The following is a 16,180-nucleotide window of genomic DNA, read 5'->3' on the forward strand; positions in this document are numbered from 1 at the left end:
TCGCTATCTCGAAGCAAGGTGGGAGCAACATCGGCGCGATCTGACCCTCCGCCATCGCAAGCAAGCTCGGCTCCCACAAGGATTGGGGGGTTAGCGCTTTTCCAGCTTGTCCGGCAGCGGCGCGAACAACGCCTCAATATCATCGCTCTGCAATTTCCAGTCTCCGGCTACGCGTCCGTCCAGCACCCCGGCCGCGAGGTCGGATTTTTCCTTTTGCAGCAGCTGGATTTTCTCTTCCACCGTGCCTCGGGCAATCAGCTTGTAGACGAACACCGGCTTTTCCTGGCCGATGCGGTAGGCCCGGTCGGTCGCCTGGTTTTCGGTGGCCGGGTTCCACCACGGGTCGTAGTGAATCACCGTGTCGGCCTCGGTCAGGTTCAGGCCTACACCACCGGCCTTCAGGCTGATCAGGAAGATCTGACGCTTGCCGCTCTGGAATTCCTTGACGGGCGTGCGACGGTCCCGGGTCTGGCCGGTCAGGAGGGCATAATCGACGCCGCGTTTCTTCAGTTCATCTTCAATCAGCGCCAACATGGACGTGAATTGGGAAAACAACAGCACCCGGCGACCTTCTTCAAACAGCTCTTCGAGCATTTCCATCAGGCTGTCGAGCTTGCCCGAGGTGCTGCCTCGAGCGGGCAGGGTGGCGTCGCTGATCAGGCGCAGGTCGCAACACACCTGGCGCAGCTTGAGCAGTGCTTCGAGAATAATGATCTGGCTGCGGGCCACGCCTTTGCGGGTGATCTCGTCGCGGACCTTCTTGTCCATCGCCAGGCGCATGGTTTCGTAGACGTCCCGCTGGGCGTCGCTGAGTTCGACCCAATGGATGATCTCGGTCTTGGGTGGCAACTCCGTCGCCACTTGCTCCTTGGTCCTGCGCAGCAGGAAAGGTTTTATCCGACCGTTGAGGTGCTGCAGTCGTACATCGCTGCCACGCTTTTCGATCGGTACACGGTAATCGCGATTGAAACTCTTGACGTCCCCGAGCCAGCCCGGCAACAGGAAGTGAAACAACGACCACAGTTCCCCCAGGTGATTTTCCAGGGGCGTGCCGGACAGGCACAGCCGCTGGCGGGCGTTGAGCTCGCGGGCGGCCTGGGCGGCTTTGCTGGTGGGGTTCTTGATGTACTGGGCTTCATCGAGAATCAGCACGTGCAATGGCTGCGCGGCCAGGCGTTCGACATCCTTGGGCAGCAGGGCATAGGTGGTGAGGACCAGGTCGTAATCGGCCAGTCGTTCGAAATGCTTTTTGCGCCCGGCGCCATACAGGGCCAGCACCTTGAGTTGCGGCGTGAAGTGAGCCGCCTCGTCGAGCCAGTTGGGGATCAGGCTGGTGGGCATTACCACCATGCACGGTCGGTCCAGGCGTCCGGCGTTTTTTTCGCTGAGAATATGCGCCAGGGTCTGTAGGGTTTTGCCCAGGCCCATGTCGTCCGCGAGAATGCCGCCGACTTCCAGCTGCCTGAGCGATTGCATCCAGCTCAAGCCTTCGAGTTGATAGGGCCGCAGCGTCGCGTTCAGGCCTTCTGGCGCGGTGGCGGTGTAATCCTTGATGTCCCTCAGGCGTTGGGCCAGGCCGCGAATGTGTTCGCCACCTTCCCAGGTCAACGGCATGTCCTGCAGCGGGTTCAGGCGCAGGGCGTCCGCGCTGTTGAGGCGCAGTTTGGTGGTGCCGGGTTCTTGCAGGTAAAATTCGCCCAGGGTCGCCAGCACCGGTTTCAGCCGGCCATAGGGCAGGGCCACCTGCTGCGGGCCGAACTCCGAGTTCGGGCGGTTGGGCAGGTTGACCAGAATGAGTTCGTCGTCCCGACGCCTGGCCAGGCGTTCCGGGTTGAACAGTTCGATGTGCGAGCGCATCAGGTTCAGCAGGATCGGCAGCAGGCTCAGGCGCTCACCGTTGACGATGATTCCCAGTTCCAGGTCGAACCAGTCTCGCTCCGGCGTTTCCTCTACCGTGGCGTACCACTCGTCCACTGCCGTCAGGTCGAAGCCGAAGTCTTCGTCGATCTGCAGTTCCCAGCCTTGGGTGCGCAGTTTCGGCAGGTCGTTGAGGGTGAAGGTCAGCCAGGCACTATCGTTGACCATCTCGTACAGTTCGCCGGCGCTTTCCGGCAGGGCCTTGCTTTGTCGGGTCGCGACCTTGAAGCCGAGGATTCGCAGCTGTTCGCGGTAGGACTGTTCCACATCGGTTTGGCGTTTTATCCGCAGCGTCTGGGTTTCCTGGCGAATCAGCACGTCGGTGTTGCGCTGGCCGCTGACGTATTCGTCCAGGTAACCGAAGGACAGCGCGGCGCGGTGTTGGATGTAGCGCTGCATCTTGCCGTTGCGCGGCTCGAAGGCGCTGAACTCGACACTGGCCAGCCATAGGCGCGGCACCGGTTGCACGTTGTCCACCAGCACTTGTGGTGGGGCCTTGGGGCTGCGGTTGTCCAGCACGGCCTGGAGTTTCTCCAGCAGGTGCGCGTCTTTTTCGGCGGCCGGGTAGGCCAGGGTTTCCTGGACTTGCAGCAACACGGCCGCGCAGTGCTTGCAGTTGATGCGCACCGGGCAGGAGCACGCGGCTTCGAGCAGGATCAGCGTGCCCTTGGCTGACTCCTTCAGGCGAATGGTCTGACGGTAGACGTTACCGCCAGAGCCTTCGCAACTGGCGGTGATGGTGCTGTCGCCGGCCTCGACGATCCTGACGCGGTTTTCCAGCGCATAACGGCGCCCGCGCTCCAGGCTCTGTTCCTTGAATCGATTGACCCAGGAAGGTGCCAGGGGTTTGCTCAGGGGCGAGGGCATAGGCGCGCCAATCAGTCCGGAATGACTTCAGGTGCCTGCCGTGGCGCGGGCGCGGTCAACGAGGTGATCTTGATCAGCAGGCCAAGATGACCGTTGTCGAGGAAGTTCAGTTGGCCATTTTTGGTATGGCTCTGCTGCTTGAGGCGCTCACTGGAGGTGACCAGGCCATTGGCGTTGATCTGGTTGATCCAGAAATCGGCATCCACGTCGGTGAAACGGCCCAGCTTCAGTTCCAGGGTGCCTTCGATGGGGAACTGCCCGAACTGTTCGGCGCCGTCGCTGATGGCGATTTTGCGCCCCTGCTCGCCGAGGGTCTGCTGCCAGGCCTTGTGCATCAATACCGTGTATTGGCCGCTGGCGTTGAGTTTCTCGACGATGTTGCCCATGGCCGGTGTGCGCTGGCTGTCCGCGCCCAGGCGTTGCGCGCCGGCGTCCCAGTCTTCCGGTGCGGCGCGGCTGGCAATCGCCGGCTCGGCGTTCTGGCGCACCAGGATCATTTCAACCTGATACAGGTCGTCGGCAAATGCCAGGGGAGCGACCAGGGTCATCAACAAGGTCAGTGAGCGAAACAGGCGCATTTGGCGTCCTTCAAGCAGTGGTCGGAGTGAGGCGCTCGAACAGCGCCTCTACGGTATTGAAGCGCTCTTCCGCGCGTTCCATGGGCACCATGAATTTGAACATCGTGGCCCCTTCGAACTTGTAGCGTTTGGGCTGGCCCTGGATCAACTTGATCAGCACCAGGGGATCGACCGGGGTCTGGGCCTCGAACTCGATCCGGCCGCCGTTGGGGCCGCCGTCGACTTTCTTGATGCCCAGTTGTTCGGCCTTGAGCTTGAGCAGCGTCGTGCGCACCAGGTTCTTGGTCGGTTCCGGCAGCAGGCCGAAGCGGTCGATCATCTCCACTTGCAGGTCCTTGAGGCCTTCCTCGTCGCTGGCCGAGGCGATGCGTTTGTAGAGGATCAGCCGTGCGTGGACGTCCGGCAGGTAGTCTTCCGGGATCAGTGCCGGCACCCGCAGGTTGATTTCCGGCCCGCCGCCCAGGGGTTGATCGAGGTTCGGTTGTTCGCCCTTGCGGATCGACTTGACCGCGCGTTCGAGCATTTCCATGTACAGGGTGAAACCAACGGCCTGGATCTGGCCGCTCTGGCCGTCGCCGAGCAATTCGCCGGCACCGCGGATTTCCAGGTCGTTGGTGGCCAGTACGAAGCCGGCGCCCAGATCCTGGGTATTGGCGATGGCTTCCAGGCGTTTTTCCGCATCCGGGGTGATCTGCTGGCGCGGTGGCGTCAACAGGTAGGCGTAGGCCTGGTGGTGGCTACGACCAACCCGGCCGCGCAACTGGTGCAACTGGGCCAGGCCGAACTTGTCGGCGCGTTCGATGATGATGGTGTTGGCGCTCGGCACGTCGATGCCGGTCTCGATGATGGTCGAGGCGATCAGCACGTTGAAGCGCTTGTGGTAGAAGTCGCTCATCACCTGTTCGAGTTCGCGTTCGCGCATCTGCCCGTGGCCGATGCCGATACGCGCTTCCGGCACCAGCTCGGCCAGGTCGGCGGCGCATTTCTCGATGGTCTTCACGTCATTGTGCAGGTAATAGACCTGGCCGCCACGCAACAGCTCGCGCAGCAAGGCTTCCTTGATCGTACTTTTGTTCTGTTCCATGACGAAGGTGCGCACCGACAGGCGACGGGCCGGCGGCGTGGCGATGATCGACAGGTCGCGCATGCCCGACACTGCCATGTTCAACGTGCGCGGGATCGGTGTGGCGGTCAGGGTCAGGATGTCGACTTCGCTGCGCAGGGCCTTGAGCTGTTCTTTCTGGCGCACGCCAAAGCGGTGCTCTTCGTCGATGATCACCAGCCCCAGGCTCTTGAACTTCACGTCGTCCTGCAGCAGCTTGTGCGTGCCGATGACGATGTCGATCTTGCCCTCGGCCAGGTCGGCCACGGCGGCGTTCACTTCCTTGGTGGATTTGAAACGGCTCATCACTTCCACGGTCACCGGCCAGTCGGCAAAACGGTCGCGGAAACTGTTGTAGTGCTGCTGGGCGAGCAGGGTGGTCGGCACCAGGATCGCTACCTGCTTGCCACCGTGCACGGCAATGAACGCGGCGCGCATCGCCACTTCGGTCTTGCCGAAGCCCACGTCGCCACACACCAGCCGGTCCATCGGCTTGGGTGCGAGCATGTCGGCGCGCACGGCTTCGATGGTGGTCTGCTGGTCGACGGTTTCTTCGAACGGGAAACCGGCGCTGAAGGTTTCGTAGTCGGCTTTCGGATCGGCGAAGGCATAGCCCTCGCGGGCCGCACGACGGGCGTAGATGTCCAGCAGCTCGGCGGCCACGTCGCGCACCTGTTCGGCCGCCTTGCGCTTGGCTTTCTGCCAGGTTTCCGAACCCAGGCGATGCAGCGGGGCCAGGGCGTCGTCGCTGCCGGTGTAGCGGGCGATCAGGTGCAGGTTCGCCACCGGTACATAGAGCTTGGCACCCTCGGCGTATTCGAGGGTCAGGAACTCGGCGGCCTGGTTGTCGATTTCCAGTGTCGCCAGGCCCAGGTAGCGGCCCACGCCGTGGTCGATGTGCACCACGGGCGCGCCTTCGCGCAGTTCGGTGAGGTTCTTGATGACCGCGTCGTTGGCGGCGTCGGCGCGTTTCTCGCGACGACGGCGCTGCATGACGCGCTGGCCGAACAAAGGACTTTCGGCCACCAGTGCCAGGGCCGGGTCATCCAGGACCAGCCCGTCGTTCAGTGGCGCGATGGTAATCGCCAGGCGATCCTTGCCGGCGACGAAGTCCGGCCAGCTGTCCACCGTCTTCGGTCGCAGCTTCAGGCGCTCAAGCAGCTCCAACAGCACTTCGCGACGACCTGCGGATTCAGCGGTGAACAGCACGCGGCCGGGAAATGCATCGAGAAAGCCTGCCAGCGCCGCCAGGGGCTGCGTGGCCTTGGCTTCGATGGCCAGGTCCGGCAACGCCTTGGCCGGGAAACGTTCACGGCCGACGCCGGTTTCCACGTCTTGCTGGCTGGCCACCACTCGTGGCCAGCCCTTGAGGCGGGCAAAGCAGTCTTCCACCGGCAGGAACAGTTCGGCCGGAGGTAATAAAGGACGGGAAGGATCGACGCGACGCTCTTCGTAGCGGTTGCGCACGTCGTTCCAGAAGTTTTCCGCCGCCTGCTCAATGCCCGGCAGGGAAAACACCTGGGTGTCCTGGGGCAGGTAGTCGAACAGGGTGGAGGTTTCTTCGAAAAACAGCGGCAGGTAGTACTCGATGCCGGCGGGGGTGATCCCGCTGCTCAGGTCCTGGAAGATCGGGCAGCGCCGGAAATCCACATCGAAGCGCTCGCGAAAGCGGGCCTTGAAGCGGGTCACGGCGTCTTTCTGCAGCGGGAACTCCTTGGCCGGCAACAGGCGGATCGACTGCACTTTGTCGATGGAGCGCTGGTTTTCCGGGTCGAAGGTGCGCAGGGTTTCGATTTCGTCATCGAACAGGTCGATGCGATACGGCAGTTTGCTGCCCATCGGGAACAGGTCGATCAATGCGCCGCGTACCGCGAACTCGCCGTGTTCGTAAACGGTGTCGACACAGCGATAGCCGCTGGCCTCAAGGCGGGTGCGCATTTGCTCGACATCGAGCTTCTGGCCGATGTCCAGCACCAGGCTGCTGCCAAGCAGGAATTGGGTCGGTGCCAGGCGATGTAGGGCCGTGGTGATCGGCACTACCAAAACGCCATGACTGAGCTCCGGTAGCCGATAAAGGCTGGCGATTCGCTGGGAAATGATGTCCTGGTGCGGCGAAAACAGATCGTAGGGCAGGGTTTCCCAGTCCGGAAAATGCAAGACCGGCAAATCCGGAGCGAAGAAACTCAGCTCCTGTTCCAGCCGCTCGGCGCTTTGGCTGTCGGCGGTCAGCAGCAGGGTGAAGCGCTTTGCAGCGCTGGCAGCCTCGGCGATGGCCAGGCTCAGGGCGGCACCGGGCAGGTTGCCCCAGTGCTGTTTACCTGCCGCGGCAGGGAGAAGCGGAAGACGCAGAACGGGCACGGAAGGTTGAGCTCCAGCGTTGCGACAAAGTCGACAATTGTAGCGGGGGAAGGGGGCTGCTGTCAGTTGCAGACTACCCAGGCCGACAGGAAAACCACGGTGCGACAGGCGCGCATTGCTCCGCCGAGGACTCGGCGGCATAATGTAGCCCCTTTTTTCAGCCCCTACATGTGGAAGGTTACCGTGACTCAGAAGCCCGACCAGTGTCTTGGTGAATGGATTGATCGTGAAGCTCTCGCAGAAGCGATGATCCCTCTCATCGGTCAGCTCTACCGCAATAACAACGTGGTGAGCTCGATCTATGGCCGCAGCCTGATCAACCAGTCTGTCATCGCGATCCTCAAAGCCCACCGCTTTGCTCGCCACCGTTCTTCCGACGACAGCGAACTCTCCGTCCACGAAACATTCCCCCTGCTCAAAGCCATGAGCGAGCTCAAGCTCGGCGCGGCTTCGGTGGACCTGGGCAAACTGGCATTCAAATTCCGCAACGAAGGCAATGGCCGTAGCGCCGAGCAGTTCGTCCGTGAAGAGATGGCTGATGTGGTTGGCCAACAGAACGCTTCGCCTCGCAAAGGCACTGACGTGGTCCTGTACGGCTTCGGTCGTATCGGCCGTCTGCTGGCGCGCATCCTGATCGAAAAAACCGGTGGCGGCGATGGCTTGCGCCTGCGTGCCATCGTGGTGCGCAAGGGCGCCGAGAACGATCTGACCAAGCGCGCCAGCCTGCTGCGTCGTGATTCGGTCCATGGTTCGTTCAACGGCACCATCATCATCGATGAAGAAAACAACACCATTCTCGCCAACGGCAACCTGATCCAGGTGATCTACGCGAAGAACCCGACCGAGGTGGACTACACCCAGTACGGCATCAAAGACGCGCTGCTGGTGGACAACACCGGTGTATGGCGTGATGCCGAGGGCCTGGGCCAGCACCTGGCCTGCCCGGGCATCGACCGCGTCGTGCTGACTGCGCCTGGCAAGGGCAAGCTGAAGAACATCGTTCACGGCATCAACCACGGCGAAATCACCGCTGACGACAAGATCATCTCCGCCGCTTCTTGCACCACCAACGCCATCGTGCCGGTGCTCAAGGCCGTGAACGACAAGTTCGGCATCATCAACGGTCACGTCGAAACCGTTCACTCGTACACCAACGACCAGAACCTGATCGACAACTTCCACAAGGGCGACCGCCGTGGCCGCAGCGCCGCGCTGAACATGGTCATTACCGAGACCGGTGCTGCCACCGCCGCTGCCAAGGCCCTGCCTGAGCTGGCTGGCAAGCTGACCGGCAACGCGATCCGTGTGCCGACGCCAAACGTGTCGATGGCCATCCTCAACCTGAACCTTGAGAAAGCCGCCACTCGCGAAGAGATGAACGAGTACCTGCGCTACATGGCGCTGCATTCCGACCTGCACAAGCAGATCGACTTCGTTAACTCGCAGGAAGTGGTGTCCACCGACTTCGTGGGCTCGCGCCACGCCGGTGTAGTGGATGCTGAAGCAACCATCTGCCAAGACAACCGCGTTGTCCTGTACGTCTGGTACGACAACGAGTTCGGTTACAGCTGCCAGGTGGTTCGCGTGATGGAAGACATGGCCGGTGTAAACCCGCCTGCATTCCCGCGCTAAGCCTTAGCTGCTTATGAAAACGCCCCGACTTGTCGGGGCGTTTTTGTATCTGGAGTTTGTGCTGCCTGGGCTTGCTCCGGGCGGCGATCCGACGAAGGCAATCTATCAGGCGCCGCTCACCATCGAAGCTTGCGCAGTCCGCAGTTCATGACGATTACCCTTGAACAACACCAAGGTAGCAATCAACCCCAATATGGCCGCGCCACTGAGCCAGATCCCCGGCGCGGCCTTGTTATCCAATACATGAATCAGATAGGTACAAGCCGCCGGGGTAAACCCGCCGAACGTCGCTGTCGCCAGGCTGTAGGCCAGGGAGAAACCGGTGGTGCGCACCTCGATCGGCATGATTTCCGTCAAGGCCACGACCATTGCACCGTTGTACGATCCATACAGGAACGACAACCACAGCTCGACGATCAGCAAATGGCTGAAGCTGGGATTCGCCACCAACCAGGACAGCGCTGGATAGGCGGTGAGGATCGCCAGGACAGTCGCACCGAGCAGCAGGGGTTTGCGTCCGATCTTGTCGGAAAACGCCCCCATCACGGGCAGCCAGAAGAAATTCGACAAACCGATGCACACCGTGACCAGCAGCGCATCGAGGTCCGAGAGGTTCAGCTCGGCCTTGCCGAAGGTTGGTGTGTAAGCGGTGATCAGGTAGAACGACACGGTGGTCATCACCACCAGCGCCATACCGGCCAAGACAATGCCGAAGTTCTGACCGATGGAGCGGACAATGTCCGACAGACTGGGACGATGTTTCCTTGCTTGGAACTCGGGTGTTTCCTCCAATGAGCGACGGATCACGAATATCGCCGGCACAATCATGCACCCCACCAGGAACGGTACGCGCCAGCCCCAGTCGCCCATTTCCTGGGGGCTCAGCCAGTGATTGAGGCCCACCCCCAGCAGGCCGGCAAACACCACGGCAGCCTGTTGGCTGGCGGATTGCCAACTGACAAAGAAACCCTTGCGCCCCGGTGTGGAGATTTCCGCCAGGTAAACCGACACGCCGCCCAGTTCCACGCCCGCGGAGAAGCCTTGCAGCAAACGACCGAGCAGCACCAGCAAGGGAGCCGCCACGCCCAGGACGGCGTAGCCCGGCACGCAGGCGATCAGTATCGTGCCCATGGCCATCATCGCCAGCGTGATGATCAAGCCTTGGCGACGACCGTGGCGGTCGATGTAGGCACCGAGAAAAATCGCCCCGAGGGGACGCATCAGGAACCCGGCACCAAACGTGGCCAGGGACAGCATCAGCGAGGCGAAAGCGCTGTCGGCAGGAAAGAACGTCTTGGCGATGGCCGTGGCGTAGAAGCCATAGACCATGAAGTCGAACATCTCCAGGAAGTTGCCGCTGACAACGCGAAAAATCGCCTTGCCGTTGCTCGTTTGGGAAGACATGGGTAGCTACTCGTTCTGGTAAATCTTGTATGAAGATGCTGCACCCCTGTGGGAGGCTTGCTGGAACCTTGGAACCTTGGAACCTTGGAATCTGTGGGAGCAAAGCTTGCTCGCGATGAACGATGACTCGGTCTTGCAGTTGAACCGTATCGCCTGGATCGCGAGCAAGCTTTGCTCCCACAGGGCTCCATTGGCTGGCTCCCACAGGGTTTTTTGCGTGCGCTGGCGTTCATAATGGCGGGCGCGGTTTTGAGGGGGGATGAAGATTTGTTAACTGGACGATGGATTGGGCTTATGGTGCTGGCCGGTGTGTTGTCGGGTTGCGGCAACGGCGACACCCTGGAGCGCTTCGACGGCCCGACCATGGGCAGCCACTATTCGATTCAATACGTCAGACATTCCGCCGGGCCCGCTGCGAAAACGGTGCAGGCCGAAGTGGAAAGCATCCTTGCCGAAGTGGATCGGCAACTCTCGACCTATCGCAGCGACTCGGACATCGAGCGTTTCAATGCGCTGCCGGCCAACAGCTGTCAGGTCATGCCTGGCCCGGTCCTGGAGTTGGTTCGCGTAGGTGAGCGGTTGTCGGTTCAAGGCGACGGCTCGTTTGACCTGACCGTGGAGCCGCTGCTGAACCTGTGGGGCTTCGGGCCCCAGTCCCGAGAAGAGAAAGTGCCGACTGCAGAAGCTTTGGCCCTGATGCGGCAACGCGTCGGTCATGGTCATTTGCGCATCGAGGGCGATCGGTTGTGCAAGGACGCCGCGGTGGAAGTCGACTTCAACAGCATCGCTGCAGGCTATGCCGTCGACCGCATCGCCGCCCGGCTCCAGGCACTGGGCATCGACAGTTACCTGGCCGAAGCTACCGGTGAACTCAAGGCTGCGGGGCGCAAGCCAGATGGTTCGGCCTGGCGTATCGCCTTGGAAGAGCCCCGGGACGACCGGCAAGTGGCCGAGCGTGTCATCGAGGTCAACGGCTACGGGGTTTCCACCTCGGGCGACTACCGTAAATATTTCGAACAGGGCGGCAGGCGTTATTCCCACACGTTTGACGCCCGCACCGGCACGCCGGTCCTACATAACCTGGCGTCAGTCACGGTGATTCATCCTTCGGTGTTGATGGCCGATGGACTATCGACGCTGTTGCTGATTCTGGGGCCTGAACGGGGTTGGGACTATGCCCAGAAACATGATGTCGGGGTATTTTTCGTGTTGCGGGAGGGGGAGCGGTTCGTCGTTCGCACCAATGAAGCATTTGAACGGATGACTGGCGGAAAAACCCAATGATGACAGCGCTGTGAAAGCATACCTGTGGCGAAATAGCACAGGCAAAACTAGCCTACGACGCGACCAAGGGGTAATGTGCGCGGCGTTGACGCTTCTATAGACTGTGGCCGGGCTCGTGAACCGGCCCCAAATTGTTCCTTCATGCCGCAGGCCGGCATGATTTAGCCGTCGGTGCCAAGTGAGGCGCCACGGCCTGTTCTGAGGAGTACGCATGGCTGTCTACAACTACGACGTGGTGGTACTGGGCTCTGGCCCAGCGGGGGAAGGCGCGGCAATGAACGCGGCCAAGGCAGGGCGCAAGGTGGCGATGGTCGACAGCCGTCGGCAGGTCGGCGGCAACTGCACCCACTTGGGTACCATCCCGTCCAAGGCCTTGCGTCACTCGGTCCGGCAGATCATGCAGTTCAACACCAACCCGATGTTCCGGGCCATCGGCGAGCCGCGCTGGTTCTCCTTCCCGGACGTGCTCAAGAGCGCCGAGAAGGTGATCTCCAAGCAGGTGGCCTCGCGCACCGGCTACTACGCCCGTAATCGCGTTGATGTGTTCTTCGGCACCGGCAGCTTTGCCGACGAGCAGACCGTCGAAGTGGTCTGCGGCAATGGCGTGGTCGAGAAGCTGGTGGCCAAGCACATCATCATCGCCACCGGTTCGCGCCCGTATCGTCCGGCCGATATCGATTTCAATCATGCGCGTATCTACGACAGCGACACCATCCTGAGCCTGGGTCACACCCCGCGTAAACTCATCGTCTATGGCGCCGGCGTGATCGGTTGCGAATACGCCTCGATCTTCAGCGGCCTGGGTGTGCTGGTGGAACTGGTGGATAACCGTGGCCAGTTGCTGAGCTTCCTGGATTCGGAAATCTCCCAGGCCCTGAGCTATCACTTCAGCAACAACAACATCACCGTGCGCCACAACGAAGACTACGACCGCGTCGAAGGCGTCGACAATGGCGTGATCCTGCACCTCAAGTCCGGCAAGAAGATCAAGGCCGACGCCTTGCTCTGGTGCAACGGCCGTACCGGCAACACCGACACCCTGGGCCTGGAAAACATCGGCGTGAAGGTCAACAGCCGCGGTCAGATCGAAGTCGACGAGAACTACCGTACTTGCGTGACGAACATCTACGGCGCCGGTGATGTGATCGGCTGGCCGAGCCTGGCCAGTGCCGCCCACGACCAGGGCCGTTCGGCCGCCGGCAGCATTGTCGACAACGGCAGCTGGCGCTTCGTCAACGACGTGCCGACCGGCATCTACACCATTCCGGAGATCAGCTCGATCGGCAAGAACGAGCAGGAGCTGACCCAGGCCAAGGTGCCGTACGAAGTGGGCAAGGCCTTCTTCAAGGGCATGGCGCGGGCGCAGATCGCCGGCGAGCCGCAAGGCATGCTGAAGATCCTGTTCCACCGCGAGACCCTGGAAGTGCTGGGCGTGCACTGCTTTGGCTACCAGGCGTCGGAGATCGTGCACATCGGCCAGGCGATCATGAACCAGCCGGGCGAACTGAATACGTTGAAGTACTTCGTCAACACCACGTTCAACTACCCGACCATGGCAGAAGCCTATCGGGTAGCGGCCTATGACGGGCTCAACCGGCTTTTTTGAGCGGCTCCGGCCGGTGGCCTGAGCCGGCCGGGGAGACCGATTTCAGCCATTCTCGAGCGTGGCGGTGGCCAAACCGGGAAAGTCTGTAATCAGGCTGTCAGCGCCAAAGTCGGCGAGCCTGCGCATCAGCGCGGGCTCGTTGACGGTCCACACCGACACATGCAGCCCCTGTCGCTGCGCCTTGATCAGGCGTTCCGGCGTGCACAGGGTCCAGTTCAGCGCCAGAATCTCGCAGCCGTAACTCTGGGCGACCTTCAACGGATCGAGCCAGGCGTATTCGGCCACCAGCCCGCGGGAGATATCCGGGGTCAGGTCCAGGGCGGCCTTGAGCACTTCCCGGGAACTGGACGTGATGGTGATCTTGTCCAGTAGCCCGAAACGCTGGGCCATTTCGCGGATGCCCAGCACCGTGGCGGCGGCGCGGGTGCGCGAGGCGCTCTTGACTTCCAGTTGCCAGTGCTCGAAATCACACTTCTCGAACAGCTCCTCCAAGCGTGGGATCGGGCACGGCTTGATCCAGCCCGGGCCACCCTTGCGCGCATCGTAGGTCACCAACTCGGCGGCGGAATGCTCCACCACCTTGCCGCGTCGGTCCGTGGTGCGCTTGAGGGTCGGGTCGTGGATCACCATCAACTCGCCGTCCATGGACAGGTGCAAGTCCAGCTCGCAACGGCGTACGCCGTGCTTGAGGCACTCCTGAAAACCGGTCAGGGTATTTTCCGGCGCTTCGCCCTTGGCGCCGCGGTGGCCATAAATGAGGGTCACGGTTCTTCCTTATCGATACCTGATTCGTTCTGTTCCCGGGCCAGGCGCCGCTCTTGCGCCTGTTTCTGCAGGATGTAGCGGGCCAGCAACTGGCGCTGGGCGTCGGTTGGGCGTTCGAACTCGGTGCCCACGTCGTAGCCGTCGCCCTTGGGGTCGCAGTGGGTGACCCGCGCGCGAAGCAACAGGCCGAGGGCCTGGGGCATCAGCACCAGTTTGATTGACAAGTGGCTGCCGACCGCGATCGGCGTAGGGTGTTGGAAGTCGACGCCGCCTTCGGAAATGATCACCGGCTGCGGTTCGCCGATTTCGCCGAGCACCGTCAGGGCAATGACCTGGCTGAGCAGGTCGATGCGTTTGTTCATTGCCTTGAGATACGCCACGATGCTGCGTTCGCGCTCGCTGATCTGGCGCAGCAGGTGCTGTGACTCGAATTCGCTCAGGTGCAATTCACTGAGCAGATTGAACAATGGAGATGCATCCTGCAACACATCCTGGCCAGCAGCTTCAGGAATGGACAGGGGCCGAATTTCCAGTGCGATCGTGTCCTCGATACGGTAGTATTCGCGGCGATCTTCTTCATCTAATGTCGACATGGCGAACCCATGGTAGCGGCGGTGGTCTGAGTGTAAAGCTGGTTTGTGACCCCCGCCACAAGGACGTTCCTTTTCCCTCCGAACAAGCCCCGACATGTTCAGACCTCTCTTCGTATTTATCGGCACGCGTTATACCCGTGCAAAGCGTCGCAATCATTTCGTATCGTTCATTTCCCTGACGTCCATCATCGGGCTGGCCCTTGGCGTGGTCGTGATGATCGTCGTGCTTTCGGTGATGAACGGCTTCGACCATGAGATGCGCACCCGCGTGCTGGGCATGGTGCCCCACGCGACCCTCGAATCCGGCGAAGCCATCAGCGACTGGCCGAGCCTGGCCGCCAAGGTCAAGCAGAACCCGCAGGTGCTGGCCGTTGCGCCGTTCACCCAGATGCAGGGGCTGCTGACCAACGACGGCAAGGTGTCCAAGGTCTTGCTCAATGGCATCGACCCCGGGCTCGAGCGGCAGGTATCGATCATCGATAACTTCATGCAGCAGGGCAAACTCGACGACCTGGCGCCAGGCAGTTTCGGCATCGTCATCGGCGACAAGGCCGCGGCCAAGCTCGGCGTTGCCATTGGCGACAAGCTGACGTTCGTCGCCCCGGAGGTCACCGTGACCCCGGGCGGCATGTTCCCGCGCATGAAACGCTTCACCGTGGTCGGCATTTTCCATGTCGGCGCCGGCGAGCTGGACGGTTACCTGGGCGTCACCAACCTCCAGGACCTGGCACGCCTGCATCGCTGGAAGCCGGATCAGGTCCAGGGCCTGCGGTTGAAGTTCGATGACCTGTTCCAGGCACCGCGCGTTGCGTGGACCATCGCCCAGCAACTCGGCGAAGATCGTTACTACGCCCGGGACTGGACCCGTACCCACGGCAACCTGTACCAGGCGATCCGCATGGAAAAAGCCATGATCGGCCTGCTGCTGTTGCTGATCGTTGCCGTGGCGGCGTTCAACATCATCTCCACGCTGGTGATGGTGGTGAACGACAAGAAGGGCGACATCGCGATCCTGCGCACCCTCGGCGCCACGCCGGGGCAGATCATGCGGATCTTCATGGTCCAAGGCACGGTCATCGGCGTGATCGGTACGTTCGTCGGCGCCCTGGTCGGGATGTTCGCCGCGCTGAATGTCAGCGCCGCGATTGCCGCCCTCGAAGGCCTGATCGGGCACAAGTTTCTCAACGCCGACGTGTACTTCATCGATTACCTGCCATCGCAATTGCAGGCCGATGACGTGTTGATGGTCTGCGGCGCCGCGTTGGTCCTGAGTTTCCTCGCCACCCTTTATCCTGCCTGGCGTGCCGCGCGCACCCAGCCTGCGGAGGCGTTACGTTATGAGTGAGTCGGGCATGAGTGAACAAGCAATCTTGAGCTGCCGCAACCTGGGCAAATCCTACGAGGAAGGTCCTGAGTCGGTGGTGGTGTTGTCGGGCCTGCAGCTGGAGCTGCATCCTGGTGAGCGTGTGGCGATTGTCGGCACTTCCGGGTCGGGAAAGAGTACCTTGCTCAACCTGCTGGGCGGCCTGGATACGCCGACCGCCGGCAGCGTCTGGCTGGCGGGCGAAGAACTTTCGGCGTTGAACGAGAAGGCCCGTGGCCTGCTGCGCAACCGATCCTTGGGCTTCGTCTACCAGTTCCACCATTTGCTGCCCGAATTCACCGCGCTGGAAAACGTCTGCATGCCGCTGTTGATCGGCCGCACGGCGATTCCAGAGGCCCGACAGCGGGCCACGGCGTTGCTGGAGCGGGTAGGGCTGGGGCATCGCCTGGAGCACAAGCCGGCCGAACTGTCCGGTGGTGAGCGCCAACGCGTAGCGATTGCCCGGGCCCTGGTCAACAAGCCTGGCCTGGTGATGCTCGACGAGCCGACCGGCAACCTCGACGCCCACACGGCCCAGGGCATCCAGGATTTGATGCTGGAGCTCAGCACGTCGATGCGCACCGCGTTCCTGGTGGTGACCCACGACATGAACCTGGCCCGGCAGATGGACCGTGTCCTGCACTTGCAGGAAGGTTGCCTGACGCCCATCTGACCAACCGAAACCCGGTGCTTGAAACAAGTGCCGGGTCT

The 16,180-nt window shown here is 61.7% G+C and carries 11 protein-coding genes; 5 read left to right on the plus strand and 6 right to left on the minus strand.

From position 1 onward, the window contains the following. Positions 1-90 precede the first annotated feature (90 nt). Genes AC09SL_RS01720 through mfd form a run of 3 tightly spaced genes read right to left on the minus strand, consistent with a single transcriptional unit; the run spans position 91 to position 6,822 of the window. Positions 91-2,784 carry a DEAD/DEAH box helicase gene (locus AC09SL_RS01720; RefSeq protein WP_058544637.1) on the minus strand — a complete coding sequence of 898 codons (2,694 nt, stop codon included), beginning with the start codon at positions 2,782-2,784 and terminating at the stop codon, positions 91-93. 11 nt (positions 2,785-2,795) lie between these two features. After that, a complete protein-coding gene (locus AC09SL_RS01725; RefSeq protein WP_058544638.1) occupies positions 2,796-3,362 on the minus strand; it encodes a CsiV family protein in 567 nt (188 codons plus the stop codon). A 10-nt stretch (positions 3,363-3,372) separates the two neighbouring features. Beyond that, complete coding sequence (gene mfd / locus AC09SL_RS01730; RefSeq protein ID WP_064106771.1) at positions 3,373-6,822, minus strand: transcription-repair coupling factor; 3,450 nt, start codon at positions 6,820-6,822, stop codon at positions 3,373-3,375. Positions 6,823-6,990: 168 nt separating this feature from the next. On the opposite strand from mfd, the gene AC09SL_RS01735 reads away from it, so the two are divergent. After that, on the plus strand, positions 6,991-8,454 hold the full coding sequence (locus AC09SL_RS01735; protein WP_058544124.1) for a glyceraldehyde-3-phosphate dehydrogenase: 1,464 nt from the start codon (positions 6,991-6,993) through the stop codon (positions 8,452-8,454). 105 nt (positions 8,455-8,559) lie between these two features. Here the strand turns inward: AC09SL_RS01735 and tcuC are convergent, their stop codons facing one another. After that, positions 8,560-9,858: an MFS transporter gene (tcuC, locus tag AC09SL_RS01740; protein ID WP_058544123.1), complete on the minus strand. Its 1,299-nt coding sequence runs from the start codon at positions 9,856-9,858 to the stop codon at positions 8,560-8,562. 294 nt (positions 9,859-10,152) lie between these two features. Here tcuC and AC09SL_RS01745 point away from each other — a divergent pair, with 294 nt between their 5' ends. Together AC09SL_RS01745 and sthA are read left to right on the plus strand one after the other, a co-directional pair. Beyond that, a complete protein-coding gene (locus AC09SL_RS01745; protein ID WP_058544122.1) occupies positions 10,153-11,142 on the plus strand; it encodes an FAD:protein FMN transferase in 990 nt (329 codons plus the stop codon). Between the two features lie 211 nt (positions 11,143-11,353). After that, the gene (gene sthA / locus AC09SL_RS01750) at positions 11,354-12,748 is read left to right on the plus strand and encodes a Si-specific NAD(P)(+) transhydrogenase (RefSeq protein WP_058544121.1); all 1,395 of its coding nucleotides are present in this window, start codon (positions 11,354-11,356) and stop codon (positions 12,746-12,748) included. A 42-nt stretch (positions 12,749-12,790) separates the two neighbouring features. Here the strand turns inward: sthA and AC09SL_RS01755 are convergent, their stop codons facing one another. Together AC09SL_RS01755 and AC09SL_RS01760 are read right to left on the minus strand one after the other, a co-directional pair. Then, positions 12,791-13,513, minus strand: a complete 723-nt coding sequence (locus tag AC09SL_RS01755; RefSeq protein WP_058544120.1) for a glycerophosphodiester phosphodiesterase — start codon at positions 13,511-13,513, stop codon at positions 12,791-12,793. After that, positions 13,510-14,106, minus strand: a complete 597-nt coding sequence (locus tag AC09SL_RS01760) for a PilZ domain-containing protein (RefSeq protein ID WP_058544119.1) — start codon at positions 14,104-14,106, stop codon at positions 13,510-13,512. Before AC09SL_RS01760 ends, AC09SL_RS01755 begins: the two co-directional genes overlap by 4 nt. A gap of 94 nt (positions 14,107-14,200) precedes the next feature. On the opposite strand from AC09SL_RS01760, the gene AC09SL_RS01765 reads away from it, so the two are divergent. Together AC09SL_RS01765 and lolD are read left to right on the plus strand one after the other, a co-directional pair. Further along, on the plus strand, positions 14,201-15,451 hold the full coding sequence (locus AC09SL_RS01765; protein ID WP_003199675.1) for a lipoprotein-releasing ABC transporter permease subunit: 1,251 nt from the start codon (positions 14,201-14,203) through the stop codon (positions 15,449-15,451). After that, positions 15,444-16,142, plus strand: coding sequence for a lipoprotein-releasing ABC transporter ATP-binding protein LolD (gene lolD / locus AC09SL_RS01770; protein WP_058544118.1), 699 nt, complete (start codon positions 15,444-15,446; stop codon positions 16,140-16,142). Before AC09SL_RS01765 ends, lolD begins: the two co-directional genes overlap by 8 nt. Positions 16,143-16,180 lie beyond the last annotated feature (38 nt).

It is taken from the genome of Pseudomonas sp. PF05 (assembly GCF_056521845.1).